25 protein-coding genes and 2 tRNA genes are annotated in these 16,287 nt (G+C 60.2%); 23 read left to right on the top strand and 4 right to left on the bottom strand.

Translation table 11 applies throughout. From position 1 onward, the window contains the following. Both ACE4RL_RS13270 and ACE4RL_RS13275 read right to left on the bottom strand, forming a co-directional pair. Positions 1 to 354: a LexA family protein gene (locus ACE4RL_RS13270; protein WP_375597599.1), complete on the bottom strand. Its 354-nt coding sequence runs from the start codon at positions 352 to 354 to the stop codon at positions 1 to 3. Beyond that, on the bottom strand, positions 351 to 611 hold the full coding sequence (locus tag ACE4RL_RS13275) for a YdaS family helix-turn-helix protein (RefSeq protein WP_375597600.1): 261 nt from the start codon (positions 609 to 611) through the stop codon (positions 351 to 353). Before ACE4RL_RS13275 ends, ACE4RL_RS13270 begins: the two co-directional genes overlap by 4 nt. Positions 612 to 704: 93 nt before the next feature. On the opposite strand from ACE4RL_RS13275, the gene ACE4RL_RS13280 reads away from it, so the two are divergent. Next, a complete protein-coding gene (locus tag ACE4RL_RS13280; RefSeq protein WP_375600282.1) occupies positions 705 to 1,487 on the top strand; it encodes a helix-turn-helix transcriptional regulator in 783 nt (260 codons plus the stop codon). 16 nt (positions 1,488 to 1,503) lie between these two features. Next, the gene (locus tag ACE4RL_RS13285; protein ID WP_375597601.1) at positions 1,504 to 1,758 is read left to right on the top strand and encodes a hypothetical protein; all 255 of its coding nucleotides are present in this window, start codon (positions 1,504 to 1,506) and stop codon (positions 1,756 to 1,758) included. A 27-nt stretch (positions 1,759 to 1,785) separates the two neighbouring features. Here ACE4RL_RS13285 and ACE4RL_RS13290 read toward each other — a convergent pair whose 3' ends face one another. Then, the gene (locus ACE4RL_RS13290; RefSeq protein ID WP_375597602.1) at positions 1,786 to 2,625 is read right to left on the bottom strand and encodes a hypothetical protein; all 840 of its coding nucleotides are present in this window, start codon (positions 2,623 to 2,625) and stop codon (positions 1,786 to 1,788) included. 204 nt (positions 2,626 to 2,829) lie between these two features. Between ACE4RL_RS13290 and ACE4RL_RS13295 the strand changes: the two genes are divergently transcribed. The 12 genes from ACE4RL_RS13295 (at position 2,830) to ACE4RL_RS13350 (ending at position 7,951) form a co-directional block, all read left to right on the top strand. Continuing rightward, positions 2,830 to 3,261 carry a hypothetical protein gene (locus ACE4RL_RS13295; RefSeq protein ID WP_375597603.1) on the top strand — a complete coding sequence of 144 codons (432 nt, stop codon included), beginning with the start codon at positions 2,830 to 2,832 and terminating at the stop codon, positions 3,259 to 3,261. A gap of 61 nt (positions 3,262 to 3,322) precedes the next feature. After that, positions 3,323 to 3,700, top strand: a complete 378-nt coding sequence (locus ACE4RL_RS13300; RefSeq protein WP_375597604.1) for a VVA0879 family protein — start codon at positions 3,323 to 3,325, stop codon at positions 3,698 to 3,700. 72 nt (positions 3,701 to 3,772) lie between these two features. Beyond that, positions 3,773 to 3,964, top strand: coding sequence for a hypothetical protein (locus tag ACE4RL_RS13305; protein WP_375597605.1), 192 nt, complete (start codon positions 3,773 to 3,775; stop codon positions 3,962 to 3,964). Between the two features lie 2 nt (positions 3,965 to 3,966). Continuing rightward, the gene (locus tag ACE4RL_RS13310) at positions 3,967 to 4,266 is read left to right on the top strand and encodes a hypothetical protein (RefSeq protein WP_375597606.1); all 300 of its coding nucleotides are present in this window, start codon (positions 3,967 to 3,969) and stop codon (positions 4,264 to 4,266) included. Positions 4,267 to 4,366: 100 nt separating this feature from the next. Next, the gene (locus ACE4RL_RS13315; protein ID WP_375597607.1) at positions 4,367 to 4,684 is read left to right on the top strand and encodes a hypothetical protein; all 318 of its coding nucleotides are present in this window, start codon (positions 4,367 to 4,369) and stop codon (positions 4,682 to 4,684) included. After that, positions 4,681 to 4,830, top strand: coding sequence for a hypothetical protein (locus tag ACE4RL_RS13320; RefSeq protein WP_375597608.1), 150 nt, complete (start codon positions 4,681 to 4,683; stop codon positions 4,828 to 4,830). Before ACE4RL_RS13315 ends, ACE4RL_RS13320 begins: the two co-directional genes overlap by 4 nt. Continuing rightward, complete coding sequence (locus ACE4RL_RS13325) at positions 4,830 to 5,132, top strand: hypothetical protein (RefSeq protein WP_375597609.1); 303 nt, start codon at positions 4,830 to 4,832, stop codon at positions 5,130 to 5,132. The genes ACE4RL_RS13320 and ACE4RL_RS13325 overlap by 1 nt, the downstream gene beginning before the upstream one ends. Before the next feature lie 434 nt (positions 5,133 to 5,566). Continuing rightward, the gene (locus ACE4RL_RS13330; protein ID WP_375597610.1) at positions 5,567 to 5,983 is read left to right on the top strand and encodes an HNH endonuclease; all 417 of its coding nucleotides are present in this window, start codon (positions 5,567 to 5,569) and stop codon (positions 5,981 to 5,983) included. Beyond that, entirely contained in the window at positions 5,980 to 6,423 is a 444-nt protein-coding gene (locus tag ACE4RL_RS13335; protein WP_375597611.1) for a hypothetical protein, read from the top strand. Before ACE4RL_RS13330 ends, ACE4RL_RS13335 begins: the two co-directional genes overlap by 4 nt. Beyond that, the gene (locus ACE4RL_RS13340) at positions 6,413 to 6,868 is read left to right on the top strand and encodes a hypothetical protein (RefSeq protein ID WP_375597612.1); all 456 of its coding nucleotides are present in this window, start codon (positions 6,413 to 6,415) and stop codon (positions 6,866 to 6,868) included. Before ACE4RL_RS13335 ends, ACE4RL_RS13340 begins: the two co-directional genes overlap by 11 nt. A gap of 1 nt (position 6,869) precedes the next feature. Further along, a complete protein-coding gene (locus tag ACE4RL_RS13345) occupies positions 6,870 to 7,091 on the top strand; it encodes a hypothetical protein (protein ID WP_375597613.1) in 222 nt (73 codons plus the stop codon). Between the two features lie 251 nt (positions 7,092 to 7,342). Then, positions 7,343 to 7,951 (top strand): hypothetical protein, encoded by a 609-nt coding sequence (locus tag ACE4RL_RS13350; RefSeq protein WP_375597614.1) that lies wholly within the window; start codon positions 7,343 to 7,345, stop codon positions 7,949 to 7,951. Positions 7,952 to 7,956: 5 nt separating this feature from the next. Here ACE4RL_RS13350 and ACE4RL_RS13355 read toward each other — a convergent pair whose 3' ends face one another. Further along, positions 7,957 to 8,190, bottom strand: a complete 234-nt coding sequence (locus tag ACE4RL_RS13355) for a hypothetical protein (protein WP_375597615.1) — start codon at positions 8,188 to 8,190, stop codon at positions 7,957 to 7,959. A gap of 255 nt (positions 8,191 to 8,445) precedes the next feature. On the opposite strand from ACE4RL_RS13355, the gene ACE4RL_RS13360 reads away from it, so the two are divergent. The 9 genes from ACE4RL_RS13360 to ACE4RL_RS13400 all read left to right on the top strand — a co-directional run bounded on the left by ACE4RL_RS13360 (position 8,446) and on the right by ACE4RL_RS13400 (position 16,212). Then, a complete protein-coding gene (locus tag ACE4RL_RS13360; protein ID WP_375597616.1) occupies positions 8,446 to 9,549 on the top strand; it encodes a tyrosine-type recombinase/integrase in 1,104 nt (367 codons plus the stop codon). A gap of 82 nt (positions 9,550 to 9,631) precedes the next feature. After that, a tRNA-Cys gene (locus ACE4RL_RS13365) sits at positions 9,632 to 9,705 on the top strand. 89 nt (positions 9,706 to 9,794) lie between these two features. Further along, positions 9,795 to 10,982, top strand: a complete 1,188-nt coding sequence (locus ACE4RL_RS13370) for a benzoate/H(+) symporter BenE family transporter (RefSeq protein WP_375597617.1) — start codon at positions 9,795 to 9,797, stop codon at positions 10,980 to 10,982. Continuing rightward, positions 10,979 to 11,593 (top strand): molybdenum cofactor guanylyltransferase, encoded by a 615-nt coding sequence (locus tag ACE4RL_RS13375; protein WP_375597618.1) that lies wholly within the window; start codon positions 10,979 to 10,981, stop codon positions 11,591 to 11,593. Before ACE4RL_RS13370 ends, ACE4RL_RS13375 begins: the two co-directional genes overlap by 4 nt. A 96-nt stretch (positions 11,594 to 11,689) precedes the next feature. Beyond that, positions 11,690 to 11,765, top strand: a tRNA-Asn gene (locus ACE4RL_RS13380). Positions 11,766 to 11,860: 95 nt separating this feature from the next. Further along, positions 11,861 to 13,081 (top strand): MFS transporter, encoded by a 1,221-nt coding sequence (locus ACE4RL_RS13385; RefSeq protein WP_375597619.1) that lies wholly within the window; start codon positions 11,861 to 11,863, stop codon positions 13,079 to 13,081. Next, entirely contained in the window at positions 13,078 to 13,530 is a 453-nt protein-coding gene (locus ACE4RL_RS13390; protein WP_375597620.1) for an SRPBCC domain-containing protein, read from the top strand. The genes ACE4RL_RS13385 and ACE4RL_RS13390 overlap by 4 nt, the downstream gene beginning before the upstream one ends. Before the next feature lie 54 nt (positions 13,531 to 13,584). Next, positions 13,585 to 15,003 (top strand): cryptochrome/photolyase family protein, encoded by a 1,419-nt coding sequence (locus tag ACE4RL_RS13395; RefSeq protein ID WP_375597621.1) that lies wholly within the window; start codon positions 13,585 to 13,587, stop codon positions 15,001 to 15,003. Between the two features lie 159 nt (positions 15,004 to 15,162). Then, positions 15,163 to 16,212, top strand: a complete 1,050-nt coding sequence (locus ACE4RL_RS13400) for a cysteine synthase A (protein WP_375597622.1) — start codon at positions 15,163 to 15,165, stop codon at positions 16,210 to 16,212. The last annotated feature ends 75 nt before the right edge of the window (positions 16,213 to 16,287 follow it).

Below are 16,287 nucleotides of genomic sequence, written 5' to 3' on the forward strand. Positions count from 1 at the left end.
CTATGCCCCCACGACCAGCGCGATCGAACGGGCGCGGTGCGGCATCATGGTGATGTAGCCGCGCTCCTGAAGGTCTTTGACCAGGTCATGCACGCCGCTCACGTGGATATCGAAACGTGCGGCAATCTCCCGATAAGTTGGGGAGAGCCCATGAATGGACCGGTACTGCTTGATGAAGCGCAGGGTCTCGGTCTGTTTCTTGGTCAGGCCGACCGCCGTAGGCTGAGTCTTCTGCTGGAGCTCCATAAACGCCAGCGCCAGCAGTTCCCGGTCATCTTCAACACCACGATGGGCGTCCATGAAGATTTCTGCCCATTCATAGGCTTCATCGCTGATGTGATCTGGCTTGTTCATGCCGCGGTTTCCTCTTCCTCGGCTTCGCCGGGTTTCGGGAGGACGACGCGCTTGACGAAGATGGCGGAAAGATCCGGGCGAAGGATGTGTCGGCTGATGCCGGTCACCCTCTCCACCTCGATGACGCGGTCTGCCGGGATCTGCACAACCCCGTCCTCCCAACGCAGAAGCGTGGTCTTGTTGACGCCGAGCGACTTGGCTGCCTCATCGAGGGTCTTGCCGTCACGGTACTGCTTGAGCTGCGCGATCGTTTTCATGCAACTCATGTTGCACACTATGCAACCTTCGTCAATAGAAAGTTGCACGCCATGCTAACGACAGGGTGCATGGGCGCCGATAGCCTCCCGCTCATGGCTGAGTCCTCGAAGCGAAAGCGGTCCGTCAGGCCCTTGTTTTTAAGGGAGTGGATGGAGCACGCCCGCAAAACGCCTTCCGACATGGCCAATGCAACCGGCGCTGACAAAAGCCTTGTCTCTCGGTGGCTGGCAGGAACACAGCCTGGCGAGGATCGCATTCAGCGCCTGGCCATTCTATTTGGTGCCACCCGCGAACAGCTTCACCAGAAGCCAGCGCGCGCATTTTCTACCTTCGACCCGGACCGCGAAGAGCCGTTGCAAGATGAGGGCATGACCCACGGCAGCGAGACTGGCTTGCGAGGCGTCCCAGATGGCGCATCGCCCCAGCTCGACGTCACTGCTGGCATGGGTGCCGGCGGCATCACGATCATCAGCGAAGGCGTTCGCGGCAAGTCGGGAATGACGTTCGCAGCAGAAGACATTTCCGACTACTGGCGCGTGCCGCCGGTCATTCTGGCCAGCATGGGAAATGTGAAGCCGACCGATATCACCTTTGTTCCCTGCCAAGGCGACAGCATGGCCCCTACCCTTCTTGAGGGCGATGTTGTCGTGGTTGACACCCGACACCGCTGGCCATCGCCAGACGGTCTATACGCGCTCACCGATCCATTCGGCGGGATCATCGTCAAGCGGCTGCATGTGACCGACGAAGGCAGCGACGGCGAGCGTGTGGTGATGGTGGTTTCGGATAATGCCAAGCATGAGACCAGGCGCACAACCGTCGATGATCTGCACATCGTTGGCCGGGTGATGCGCAAGTTCGGGCTGGTAGGATAATCCTTCAGAGGCAGCTATGAGTTACATATTTTCGACATTGGGACTGATTACCCTTGCAATGGGCATCCTGTGGTCTGCGATTGTCCTGTCCCAGCCAGGGCCTGCCACAATGGCAAAGGTTCTAGCCGCCGCGCCGGGCTTCTCTACAGTGTTTGGTGGCCTGATGTTGCTTGCGATCGGGACCGCGCTCTATCGCTTGGGCCAGATCGCCAAAAATACCGCTGACACAGCTGACGCTGTTGAAGCCCTGCTGCCGAAAAAACAGGGCTGATGGGTATGGTGTGGGGTGAGGGGCTGATCAGGCGGCTTTGAGGAAGTTCATCACGTAGAGCCGGTACAACTCGCCTTTTTTCAGCGCCCGCTTAGCCTGGACAGTCACGGTCTGGCTCTTCACGAACGCGTCCATATAGGGGTTACCCTCAACCTCGAAAGCGGGGTCGCGGACATCAGCCGCGAAATACTTGCCGGGGCTATCTGCAAACTCGACTTTGAGCTGGCGGTTGTGCAGCGAAACCCCGTCGATCCGAAATGTCATCTCTTCCATGTCGAGCACCTCAACTTCATCCTTCGACCGAATCGCATCTGCCATCGGCTCATCGACCACGACCGATGGTTTGCCTTCGATTCCTATAGAAAGTGTTCCTGCGCTTCGACCCACCGGCGCCACCATGTCCTGAGCAGCGGGCTTTAGTTTGTCGACCAGGGCAAGCATCGTCTCGCGCCAAGCGGTGTTCTCTGCCTCGGCATGCCGGTTGGCCTCCTTGAGCATCTCGATCATCTTGTCCATGTGCTCCATCGCCTCGGCGCGCCGACCCCCATGCCACTTGAGAAGCCACGCAAGGAACTGCTCGATGTAGGCGCGGCCGTGGACCAAGATGAACTCTTGGACCAACGGCAAGGCCCAGCCGATTTCGCGCAACTCGTTTGGCGTTTCGACAGACCCGGCCACGGGCGGCTTCGCCACGATGTAGAGCCCGAACCTTTCGCCGCGCTTCGGTTTCCGCCGGCGGTCGATCTGTAGCAGCGCATCGTTGACCGCCTTGTCGAGACCAATAAGCGCCGCCCCGTAGTAGCGCGCTTCAATGACATGCTTGTCCGCATCGCCGCCTTCAAACTTGAAGGTAATCCCCTCGATCATGCGTGCCCCCTTGCCCAGGAGACACTATGCGGGTTTTTCGCTCACGATCCAGCCCGCACCGGCGGGGTTTCTTTTTGCACCATTGCAGCCCCCAAACTACCACAGGTTGCATCTGTTGCAACTTTCCTGTTGACCAAGGTTGCATGTTGTGCAACTCTCTCCCCATCAGATCACCGAGGCAATGCCTCTAGAGGGATGGGTTGAATGACGAAGAGACGGATTTATTTGGCGAGCAGCTGGCGCAATCCATACCAGCCGGGCCTGGTAGAACTGCTGCGGATGAAGGGCCATGAGGTCTACGACTTCCGCAACCCGCCGCACTCTACCGGCTTCTCCTGGAGCCAGATCGGCCTCGATGCAAGGAGCTGCACCGCCGAGCAGTATCGCACTGCCCTTCTGACCCATCCGCGCGCCGCCCAGGGCTTCAATGCGGACTTTGCTGCCATGCGCTGGGCAGACACTTGCCTTCTCGTTCTGCCAAGCGGCCGTAGCGCTCACTTAGAGCTCGGATGGATGGCAGGCGCCGGCAAGCGGACCCTGATCCTCACACAGGACGGCGAAGAACCCGAACTGATGGCACTCCTCGCTGATCGCATTTGCATCAGCCCCGAGGAAGTCATTGCTGAGCTCGCTTAGGGACCCTTCCCAGCCCTCCTCCGCAGTGGGGAGGGACGATGAAGGATCAGGAGATTTCGAGATGCAGAAGCTGACGATCAAAGAATTTCACGAGGCACTGAAGGCGCAGGGCGTGACCAGCCATGAGCACTTTGCCTTCGTCTGCCCCATCTGCTCGACGGTGCAGTCTGCTGCGGATCTGATGCGCGCGACCGGGAACCCGTTTGAGGTGGTCGAGCGCTCCTTGGGCTTCAGTTGCATTGGCCGCTTTACCAGCGCCGGTCCTTTCAAGGAGGGCAAAGAGGGCGAGGGTTGCGACTGGACGCTTGGCGGCCTTCTGAGCCTGCACAAGCTGGTCGTGGTCGATGACGACGGCAAGGAGTATCCGCGCTTCGAATTGGCTAACGCCGAACAGGCGCAGCAGCACGAGCAGGCAAACCGCCAGCGCGCCGCCGCCTAACCCCTTCCCCCTCCTGGGCGGTGGGTTTGGCTAAGAACCGGCCCGCCGATTTATTCAGTGCCGCATATCCCTGTGAAACTTCAGAACACTCTGCTGGAGCGCGCCAAGGCTGTCGTTGACCGAGTGACGTTCGACGACAGCGGCATGATGGGACAGGGCGGCAATGGCGGCTTGCTTTCGCGCGAAACGATCTGCGCCGTCGACGAGCTCCGCCTCACCCTCAACGACATCCAGCGGCTTCCGGCCGCCAAGACAGAGGACTGACCATGGCCAGACAAGGACGAGGCTTCGTTGAAGTCCCTATCGGTGCATATGGGCCGGACTATCGTCCAGGCAGCAAGCGCAGGCGCCATGAAGCCGAGCTTGCCCAGATCGCCAAGACACAAGCCGCAGACAACACGTCCTGGCGCGAAACTCAGCGCAAGTTGGCCATCGGTTGGGGTGTGGCTGAATCCGACGTCGATCTCTTCCTCGATGATCCCGCTGGCTATCGAGCCATGATGGATGAACGGGAGAGAGCGAAGGATGAAGCGGCGCGCGCTGCCGTGGAAGGCGGTGCGGCATGAGCCCGACTTTGGAAGTTGCCGTCTGCACTGCCTGGTTTCTGCTGATGCTCGTTGCTGCCTTCTGGTGCCGGCATGGGTATCCGGTCTGGGAGCCGTTCTAATGGACGACTTTCACAACCACCGTACCATCAAGGCCACCCGCAAGCGCCATGTCTGCGAGCAGTGCGGCAAGTGGATCGAGGTCGGCACTCCAGCAGAATACGAAATCGGCAGCTACTTCGGCGACTTCTATAGCGGGCACCAGCATGTCGAGTGCCGCGCTGCCGGGATCGCCTACGCCGAAATGACTGGATGCTGGGGCGAAGAGTTCATGTGGTTTCAACATCAGCTTGAAGATGCTTATGACAAGGCATGGCTGCTGGAACAACACCCCATCGTCGCTGAGAGGCTTGGCCTAGAGCACGAGGCTGCCAAATGACCGGCATCATCGAAACCAAGGCCACCTGCGACGATCAAGGCAACTGGCGCACCATTGAAGTAGTCCGCACCCGTTCCGGCAAGGGATGGATAGAGACTGTTGTTACTGCGCCTTCTAACCGGGCTGGGGAAAGGAAGGCAGCGTAATGGTTTCCGTGACCGTCACTCGATGCGTCCAGGTAGACGTCGACGTTGATGTCGATATCGATGCCGCAGACGTTCTCGACAGCATTGATGATGGCGACCTGCGCAGAGAATGCCAGCGGCGCGATCTTACCCTGCATGATGACGACGAGTTCATCGAGCTTGTCCGCGAGGCGCTGACGGACCTGTACCAAGGCCGCACGGCCGATGCCATCACGGTTCTGGAGCGGCTGATACAGCCAAAATGGTCAAGCTCTGACATCTGCCTCGCTCAATTGCGGGACGTATTGAGAAGGCACGCATGAGACGCCTCACCCCCGAAGAACACCGCCTACTGGCCCTGATATCGGCATCAGGCGGAAGCGTTTGCCCAGGGACTGACACCAGCATCCCGAAGGCCGGTCATAAGGCCCTGCGACGGATGGAACGGGCTGGGCTGCTGCGCGTCGAGGAAACGGACGACGGCCCGAGATTTCACCTCACTGCCTTGGGGCAAGAGGAGGTGGATCGTGGGTGACCTCGTGACGCTCACCAAGGACGTGTGCCTGTGGCTGTTCTGCGCGCTCTGCTACCTGGTCTATATTTGGACGCCGTGTCGCGTGATGCCGAACGGGTGGGAGCTCGCGCTACTGCCATGGGCAGGCCAATATGCGTTCGCAACGACGTGGGCAGACTTCCGGGAAACCGCTGCTTGGAACAGGGCTGGGCGGCCTGAAGACTGGCAATGGGGGCATCGCTGATGGCCCGATCAGTCGCCGAATGGATCGGCAAGACCGCCGACAGCAAGATCCCTGACAGGGTCAAGCTGCGCATCTGGGACCGGGAAGGTGGCCGCTGCTATCTCACCGGCCGGAAGATCACGCCCGGCATTGATGCCTATGACTATGAGCATGTCATCGCAATTGCTCTCTGGACTGGCGAAGGCCACGGCAACAGGGAAAGCAACATCCGCCTGGCACTGAAGGAACCACACAAGGGCAAGACCCGCGAGGATCGCCAGCAGAAGGCCAAGAGCGACCGTGTCCGGAAGAAGCACCTCGGCATCCGCAAGGCCCCGTCAATGCGCTCTGCTGGGTTTGCCAAGGCGCCAGCCCAGCGCACTGCCTCCCGCCCCCTGAAGAAACGCGTTGGCTACTTCCAGGACATTTCCCAATGACCACACCAAATGCACAGTCCTTGGAGGGGCTGATAGAGCGGGTGAAGGCAGCGACGGGGCCGGATCGGGAGTTGGATATTGCAATCGGCACCACGCTGGGCGGATGGACGTATCAGCCGCACGTAAGTCACAATTTCAAATGGAATGACGGGAAGTTTGATCGCCCCAATGGCCCACCATCTTACACCGCATCCATCGACGCCGCCCTTGCCCTTGTGGAGCGGTGCTTGCCCGAATGGGTTGTTGCGGACCTTTCCCAAAACTCCCGCCATGCGGGCGACCCTTGGGGGTGTGAACTGGCGTTCTACCATGGGCGCGACCCTTCACAAAACAGGAGGGGTGTCAGCGGCTACCAGTACAGCAGCGCAGCGCTGGCCATTATAGCCGCTCTCTTGAACGCCCTTCTCACAGCCATGCAGGAACAGAACAATGAACGATAAGACAGAACGGAAAGAGTTTTTCGACTGGTGGACTGGTTCGGGTCGCAGTGCAAGCTATGACATTCTTGCCGAACAGGCAGCTTGCACCGCTTGGCTAGAACGGGCCTCCCGCACTTCCCCGGAGCCGGGAGAGTGGCAGGTGGAGGCGATACTGTCGTGGGTCCGCGAGGATGTTCTGCCCGCTTATGGCATTACTCACGACACCCGATTAAGCGACCCTGAAATGCTGGAGGGTGCCCACGCTGCCCGCCGCGCCGCTTCAATCCCCACCCAGCCGGGGGTGAGGGTGGAGGCGGTTGGGTATGTCAGCCAGAAGGGTCTCGACTATCTCATGAGCGGGCAGATCAACGGCGCTGCATCGGTGGAACCCATCAAGACGCGAACAGCGACCATTCCACTCTACACCTCGCTTCCTACCGCCGCACTCACCAAGGCAGGAGAGTGAAATGGGCACCCGAGACACCGTAAAGGCTATCCTCGATATGACTGGCGAAGCTCCGAAGCCGCTCGACCTGAGCCATGTGTTTGTCCACGTAAAACCGAAGCCTCCGGCCTGCGAACACGACTTCCAAGGCTGGCGCGAATTTGAGGACGGCACTGGCGGCGAACAGGTCTGCACCAAGTGCGGCATGGGCGCTATGGATCACACCCTATCACTGGATTTCTGACCATGCCCCAGAAACACCCTATCATTAATGAAAAGGGCCTTGATGCGGCAGAGGCGGCGTGGCGCGCATCGGTCGAGCCCACGTGCAAACTCATGCTGCGCACCGCCATCCGCGCATACCTCTCTGCCACTGCCCCGACTGAGACAGAGAAGCCCGCGCCCGATGGGTTGGAGGTCTCGGCCTATGCCGAAGTTTTGGCCGGTCGTGTCACTGCCGTTCGTATCGACAAGAGCCGCCATTGCATTCACGGCATGGTGCTGGCCGACCAAGCCCAATCCCTCATTGCAGAACTGAGGGGGGAGAGGGATGAGGCGCAAGCCGGTGCATATCGATCGGGATTGGATGCTGTTGACCGCCTTGCCGAACTAGACAAGGCCAATGAGCGTGCCAACAAGAACTGGCGCGACTTCCGCGACCTGAGGTTGGCGATTATTGGCGACGGGCCAATGTGCCGGGATTGCGCAGACTTTGACGGGTGTCAAGGTAATGGCAGGCCCTGCGATCCTGACGAGGCAGTCAAAGAGCAGATCGCTGTTTGGAAAACCGCCGAAGCCGAAGTCAAGCGCCTTACCGAATTGGCCGACAGGCTCAAACTCGAAGCGCAAGGCCACGCCAGCGAGACCCGCACCGCAAACAGCACCATCTATGAAATCTACCAAGTGTTGAGCGGTGGGAAAGGTGAACCTGGCAACTGGAACGGGGCCGAACCCGCACGGCGCTATGTCGAAGCCGCCGAGGCTGAACGGGACGAGCTGCGGAAGGCGTTGGAGGCCCTCCGGGACGGCCCCGGCATTGAATGCGTTCCAGACAACGATGTTCAGGACATGATCCGCCAAGCCCTATCAGGGAGCAATGAATGACCGGCTCAATGCACCGTCCTGATCTTCCCTATCAGATCCCGCCATTGGCCTATGAGGGATGCGATCTTGTCGGCCTTGCCGGGATGATCAGTGGAGATATCCAGCAGGACATCAATCTCCTGGCTCCACAGGTTCAGCGTGTCCACATGTGGGATTGTCCCGCCATCGATCATGGCTGCGTACTTGTGGAGCATCTGACGGGACTTGATGATGCGATCGTCGGCTTCTTCGGGGGTCATGGGGGAACACTCGCATGACTAAGGGCCTATCGCCAGCACAATTGCCGGATTGGCCGGCCGCGATGAACCAGCAAATGGCGGCCGCCTATTGTGGGCTCTCCGTCGACACATTCACGGCCACCTGCCCGGTTACCCCCGTAGTTATCACCAGCTCGAAGCACGGCCGTCGCTATCTGCGCGTCCGGCTGGACGAATGGCTGATGTCCCTTGACAATCCCCGCCCGCCGCAACGGCAGGGTATGGGAGCAACTTGGCGTGCCGCGCGTGAAACTGAAAGGGCTTAATATCCGCCGCAACAAGGCGGGCACCTGGTACGTGTCCCTGCGCGCCACCGGCAAGCTCCTGCTATCCGCGAAGTGCGAGCGCGAGCAGCTTGACGCTATGATGGCCGGCCCGGACTTCCTTCACGCCTATTCCACTGCTGAGCGCAAGCGACGACGCGAGTATGCCGCCGGCACATTCGGCGCCCTGGCAGAGCGTTGGCGCGAAGGCCGGTCCTTCAAAGCGCTCAAGCCTCGCACCCAGTCCGACTACGCCAAGGTGCTCCTGTTTCTCGATCGCGCCTATGACTACAGCGCCGCCGACATTGAAACCGCCGATGTGGTGGAGATGCGCGACTTGGCTGCCGAGCTAAAAGGCGACAAGTTCTCTGATTTCGTCATCGCCGTCATATCTGCCGTGTTCCGCGATGCGCTCGAGGCGGGGCTGATGAAGGACAACCCCGCCAAAGGCGTCAGAAGGCTCTACAAGGCCAACAAGGACGCTAACCGCCGATGGACAGAGGATGAGTGGTCAAAGGCCTACGCGATCAGCCCTGCCCATCTACGTGCCGTTCTGGCTATTGCACGACACTGCGGATTGAGGGGCCAGGACATAGCGCGGCTGACATGGGAAAATTACCGCCCCGATCCCGACATGGGAAAGGTTCTGGCGTTCCGGCCGCAGAAGAACGGCGATAAGGTGGGGGAGATTGCCATTGGCGTGCCGGCCGAATTGCGGAGCTTGCTCGACGCAATGAAGGCGGGTGACGGCACGGTGCAGCCAGCGAGCAATGCGCCGATCTGCCGGAACAGCCTCGGCAAGGCCTATCCAACTGAGAATGCCATGCGCAAGGCGTGGCAGGACTTCAAAGCATCGGACGCTTTTAAGTCCGCCCTGCCCGGCTCCAGCGATCTGACCCTGCATGGCTTGCGAGTGACCTTCGCCAGTGAACTGCGCGAATCGGGTTTTACCGACCGCGAAGTGGCCGACATGCTGGGCGACATGTCCGAAGGGATGGGCAAGCGCTACAGCCGCGGCGCCGAGATGCGCAAGACGAGCGTTCGGGTGTTCAAGCGCCGGGCCGGGAACAGCCAGTGAACCAGTTTTGCACACACAGCGGATAGTGTGTGCAAAGGCCGTCTTGACAGTTGGGGCTAAACCCCTGAAAAGGCGGGCCAGAGGCCGCGTGGCGGAGTGGTTACGCAGCGGATTGCAAATCCGTGTACTCCGGTTCGATTCCGGACGCGGCCTCCATTCTCAGCAAATTGGAATGATCCGTGCGGCGGGTGGCGCGAAACGCGGCAGGCGGTTAGCTTCCGCGGGTCCTGAACCTGAGATTCGTCATGACCATCAGTGCGCCGTCGGCAGCCCGCACGGAGTTTGCCCAACCAGTCCTGGCAGGATTGCTCGCCGCCATTGTTGGCTATGCCAGCACGTTCACACTCATCCTGGCCGCGTTGACGGCGGCAGGCGCCTCGCCCCAACAAGCAGGATCTGGACTTTTTTCGATCTGTATTGCGATCGGCATTCTCAATATCGCTGTGGCGTGGCGAGTGCGCATTCCTGTCAGTTTTGCCTGGAGTACGCCGGGCGCCGCCTTCCTTCTTACAGTGGGGGAACCTGTCGGTGGTTTCTCCGCGGTCGCGGGCGCCTTTGTGGTCTGCGCGGCGCTGGTCATCCTGACGGGGCTCATCGCCCCCCTGGCAAGAGCCGTAGCCGCCATTCCCGCCCCCATCGCCAATGCCATGCTGGCGGGGATGCTTCTCACCTTGTGCCTTGCGCCGCTGAATGCCGTAGCCGAGATGCCGTGGCAGGCACTGCCAATCATTGTTGTCTGGGCCGTGAGCCTCCGCTTCGCGCGGCGCTACGCCGTTCCATTAGCGGTGGTGACCGCGGGCCTCGTTCTGGCCAGCACCACGGACCTACCGAGCGGCACTTTCGGCAATGCCTGGCCAGCCCTGACTCTGGTGCTGCCTACATTTACGCTCGATTCGACCATCCGCATTGCTCTGCCGCTGTACGTGGTGACCATGGCCTCGCAGAACCTGCCCGGCATCGCCGTAATGCGGGCCAATGGCTATACGGTGAGACCCGCGCCGCTATTCGCCCTGACCGGCGCCGCCAGCATAGCGTCCGCCTTCTTTGGTGGCATCACCAGCAATATGGCCGCCATCACGGCGCCGATCTGTGCGGGCCCGGAAGCTCACAGTGATCCGGACAAGCGCTGGCCAGCGCCGGTCGCCGCCGGATTTACCTATATCCTGCTTGGGCTTGCGGCGGGGCTGGCGGCGGCCTTCATTGCAGCGGTACCGCCATTGCTCATCCAGGCCGTGGCAGGTCTTGCCCTGTTTTCCAGTCTGGCATCGGCCCTTGCCGGAGCGCTCGCGATTGAGGACGTCCGATTGCCCGCAATCCTGACGTTCATCACCACGGCCTCCGGCATCACGGTAGCCGGTGTCGGAGCGCCATTCTGGGGCCTGGTGGGCGGCATTTGCCTGCTGCTGCTCCTGCGTCAAAGGACCGCAAAGTGAACGTTTATGCGGTTGTCCTGTCAGGGGGGGCGGGAAGCAGGCTGGGGCAGGTCCGCAAAGCAGAGATTCGCCTGGACGGCCAAACCCTGTTGGGGCGGGTGGTCAGAAGGCTACCCATCGAGCAGGCCAATCTCCTGATCTCGACCGGCCCCGGACCAGCAGCGGCGAGCGCGGCGGGAACTGCCCTCCCCGATCTCGACGGCCCGCTCGGCGGCCCCTTGGCCGGTATCGTGGCGGCGGTGGCTTATCTGCGGGAACGCGCTCCCGCGGACGCAATTCTGTTGTCTGTGGCCGTCGACACTCCCTTCATTCCAGACGATTTCATTCCTCGACTGGTGGGACCGATCACTAGTGGAGCGGCGGCCGCGCAGGCATTCTGGCGCGGCAATGCCTATCCCACCAATGCCGCATGGTCCCTTTCTGCTCTGCGTGACCTGCCCGAGCAGATATCCAATAACGAGGCGATCAACAGCCCCAAGGCGCTGCTGGCACAGTTAGAAGCTGCAAAGGTCGATTGGGGAGACAGCCACAGCGACAATCCCTTCGCCAACCTCAATACCCCAGCCGATCTGGTGGCGCTCGCACGGCGCTGCCGACAGTCATCACTCTGACAACTTATTCACATGAGATGACATTTGGGACTTGGCAAACCGGATCGGTTTGGGTACACGGACCTCGCTTCGCCAATGCGGCGTTGCAAGAAGTGTTCCGCGATAGCTCAGTTGGTAGAGCAAGCGACTGTTAATCGCTGGGTCGTAGGTTCGAGTCCTACTCGCGGAGCCAATTTCCTCAATTCATCTAATAGTGTTCGCGAGCGATTGCTCTTGCGCACCGGCTGTCTTAGGACGGCTGGGTAATTGACTGTCCAGCGATATCCCATGACCACCATTACTGCGGCACCGGCGCCCAACGCCCAGCGCACGGCCCTGACCATCATTCTTGCTGTTAGCGGCGCCCATTTTCTCAATGACTTGCTGCAGTTCCTGCTGCCGGCCCTCTATCCTCTGCTCAAAGAAAGCTATGGCCTTAGCTACCTGCAGATCGGCCTGCTTACATTGGGGCAGCAGATCACCGCCTGTCTATTGCAGCCGGCCTTCGGACTTTCCGGCGACCTCAAGCCCAAACCCTATTGGCTGGCCCTCTCCATGGCCATCGTTGCGGCCGGGGTCGCAATGCTGGCAGCAGCGAACGGCTTCTGGCTGCTGTTCTTCGCCGCCGTGGTGCTTGGGACTGGCTCGGCTCTATTTCATCCCGAGGCATCGCGGGTGGCGCGCATGGCTTCGGGCGGGCGGCTCGGATTTGCGCAGTCGCTTTTCCAGGTTGGGGGCAATGCCGGCACGGCGCTCGGCCCGCTGGCCGCGGCCCTCATCCTGCTGCCAATGGGCCAAGGCAGCGTTTTCTGGTTCTTGATCGTTGCAGCGCTCGGCCTGTTGCTCATGGCCCATGTGGGGCGCTGGTTTGTCGATCATCAGCGCCAGTCTGCAACCCGTCCGGTCCTTCCGGTGCGGAAGCCGGCATTATCACGAGAGCGCCTGATGGTCGCTTTCGCGGTCATTGGGGCACTGCTGCTGAGTAAGTTCATCTACATTGAGGGCCTGAAGAGCTACTACGCCTTCTTTCTCATTGAGAAATTCGCCCTATCAGCACAGGAAGCGCAATTCTACCTGTTCGCTTTCCTCGGCGCCGTGGCCGCTGGCACTTTTATTGGTGGTCCGGTTGGCGACCGCTATGGCCGGCTGGCCGTGATTTGGGTTTCGATCCTGGGCGCCCTGCCCTTCACCCTTGCCCTGCCCTATCTCGACCTGTTCTGGACCTGTGCCATGAGCATCCTCGTGGGCCTGATCCTGTCTTCGGCATTTTCGGCCATGGTGGTCTATGCCCAGGAACTGGTGCCGGGAAAAGTCGGCATGGTTGCGGGTTTCGTGTTCGGCTTCGCCTTTGGTATCGGCGCATTGGGCGCGGCCGCCATGGGGGCGATGGCGGACTGGATCGGCATGATTGCCGTGTTCCAGATTTGCGCGTTCCTGCCTGCACTTGGTATTTTGACGGTTCTGCTGCCGAACACGGCCGAACTGCATCCTGAAAGGACGTCCAAATGAGCAATGGCATGGAAGCCGATGGCGAAAGCCAGATCACGCTGACCCGCACCATCGCCGCACATGTTTCAGATGTGTTCGCAGCATGGACAGATCCAGCGCTGATCGAGCAATGGGAAGCCGACGAGGCCGATTTCGATGCTTTTGAGGGCGGCCATTACCGCTTTGTGACCTTCGCCGAGGATGAAGACGAAGAAGACCATGAAGTCAGCGGCGAGGTCCTCACTTTTGTGGAGGACAAGCGGCTGGTGCTTTCCTGGATACACAAGGACGAGGATGAAGAGAGCGAACTGATCTTCGTGCTCGACGTCGAATTTCAAGCTATCGCCGATGACAGCACTCGCATCACCCTGACCGAGCGCGGGCTACCCCACGCCGATGCGCAGACGCGCATTTTTTCCATGGAAGCCTGGAGTGCCGCGCTCGAGGAACTGGCTGAACTGATGGAGTAGCACTGAACCAAGCTGGCGTGCCGCGCGTAATGTTGGCACGCTAAGAGGTGTTCTGTGGCTACTCATCTGGTCTGGCTGCGCAATGATTTGCGCGTCTCTGACAACCCGGCTTTGTTGGCGGCCTGCCAATCCGGCGACAGGGTCGTTGCGCTTTTTGTTCATGAGACCAACGAGAACACTCGCGCGCCGGGAGCGGCGGCACGGTGGTGGCTGCATGAAAGTCTATGCTCGCTTGCCCAAAGTCTGGACGACATCGGGGTAGAACTCCGCGTGGAGAGTGGGCTGGCCGGCTCTGTCGTTGACAAACTCTGCCACGAAATCGGCGCCGAGGCGGTGCATTGGAACCGACGCTATGCTCCCGGGCAACGGGACATCGATGCGGGAATCAAGAGTTCTCTTCGTGGCGCTGGAATTTCGGTCTCATCCCATGCCGGCAATGTGCTGCTTGAGCCTTGGGAAATCGAGACAGGACAAGGCAAGCCCTATTCAGTGTTCACCCCATTCTGGAAAGCGCTGAAGGAGCGCCATATCGCACCCCCACTCAAGCGACCACAGCTACATGACAAGGGGCGACGCCGCTCCGAAACTGACAACGGGTACCGGCAGCCAAGATGGGCTGAAAAATTATCGGCTCACTGGACCATTGGGGAGGCCGCAGCACAGGATGCTCTGGAAGCGTTCCTGAAGCACCATGTTCATGACTATCCCGGTGGTCGGGACTTCCCGGCCCGGGATGCGACTTCGCGCCTGTCTCCGCATTTGCGGTTTGGCGAAATCAGCGCCAGGCAGATATGGCACTCTGCGAAGGCGTTTGCCCACGCTCATCCGGACCAATCGGCGGCCGTTGATAAATTCCTGTCGGAACTGACCTGGCGCGACTTCAGCTATCACCAGCTTTTTCATCGCGACGATATTGCCAGTGTGCCGATGCAGGAGAAATATCGGGACCTGAAATGGCGCCATGCGCCCGCGCAGCTTAAGGCCTGGCAGGCAGGCCAGACAGGCATTCCGATTATTGACGCCGGCATGCGGGAACTTTGGGAAACCGGCTATATGCATAATCGGGTCCGCATGCTGGTGGCCTCCTTCCTGACCAAAAATCTGCTGATTGACTGGCGCCAGGGCGAGAACTGGTTCTGGGATTGCCTGGTGGATGCCGACGACGCCAACAATCCGGCCAGTTGGCAGTGGGTAGCGGGGAGCGGTCTGGATGCCGCCCCCTATTTTCGCATCTTCAATCCTGCAACGCAGGGACAACGTTTCGACCCGAATGGCGACTATGTCCGAAATTGGGTGCCCGAGGTGGCGCAATTACCCGACAAGTTCATCCACGATCCAAGCGGGGCGCCTGATGAGGTGCTCATGCAGGCTGGCATCCAATTGGGTCAGGAGTATCCTCGGGCGCTGGTAGATTTGAAGGAAACCCGCCGACGCGCGCTCGACGCATTTGGTGCACTCTCCGCAGACGGGTGAAACAACGCAAATCTATGCTCGTGTGGTGCAGTGTACTGAGCGGGGCTTGCGCGCGTTTGCCAATCGAGGAAAAGCACTGCCGATTGCTCCGCTTGGCGCTTGCCGCGACATGATCGCCACCCTACGATAAGTGCCTGTTCCTTCCCAGAAAATAGACCCATGGCCAAGCACGAAGACCTCATCTCCGCTATCGGCAATACGCCGCTGATCCGCCTCAACCGAGTTTCAACGCTTACGGGTTGCGAGATCTGGGGCAAGGCGGAGTTCCTCAATCCCGGCCAGTCGGTCAAGGATCGTGCGGCTCTGTTCATCATCCATGATGCGGTTAAGTCCGGGAGACTCAAACCCGGTGGCACCATTGTCGAGGGCACCGCTGGAAATACGGGCATTGGCCTGACGCTGGTGGCCAACTCGCTCGGCTTCAAATCCGTGATCGTTATTCCCGAGACCCAGAGCCAAGAAAAAAAAGACGCGCTGCGGCTTTATGGCGCTGAATTGATCGAGGTCCCAGCCAAGCCGTACCGGAACCCGAACAATTACATCAAGGTCTCTGGTCGGCTGGCCGAAAAGCTCAATGCCGAGTTGCCCAATGGCGCGGTCTGGGCCAACCAGTTCGACAACGTTTCCAACCGCCGGGCCCATGTTGAAACGACGGGCCCGGAAATCTGGCAACAGACCAATGGGCGCATTGATGGATTCATCTGCGCGGTTGGCTCGGGCGGCACGCTGGCCGGGGTCGCCGAGGCGCTGCGCGCACGTAATGCCGATGTGAAGATTGGTCTAGCCGATCCGGAGGGCGCCGCACTTTATGAGTATTTCGCCCATGGTGAGCTGAAGTCGTCGGGCGATTCCATCACCGAAGGTATTGGCCAGGGCCGCATCACTGCCAATCTGGAAGGCCTGACGGTGGATATGCCTTATCGCATTTCCGACGCCGAAGCCCTGCCCTATGTTTATGACCTGCTCGAGCATGAGGGATTGTGCCTAGGCGGATCGAGCGCGATCAACATTGCGGGGGCGGTGCGCATGGCGCGCGATCTCGGGCCGGGCAAGACCATCGTGACCGTGCTATGCGACTACGGCAACCGCTATGCCAGCAAGATTTTCAATCCAGAGTTCCTGCGCAAAAAGAATCTGCCGGTTCCGCCCTGGATGGAAGATCGGGCCCCTATCGACATTTCGAGCGTGATGGAGCCCGATCCCGCCTGATGGCCTCAGCGCCAGGCTGATAGCCAGATTTCTCCGTTGCTGATTGCCGCCGCCGACTTGCCTGATAGAGTACCA

The organism is Devosia polycyclovorans (assembly GCF_042181575.1).
Lineage (GTDB): Bacteria > Pseudomonadota > Alphaproteobacteria > Rhizobiales > Devosiaceae > Devosia > Devosia polycyclovorans.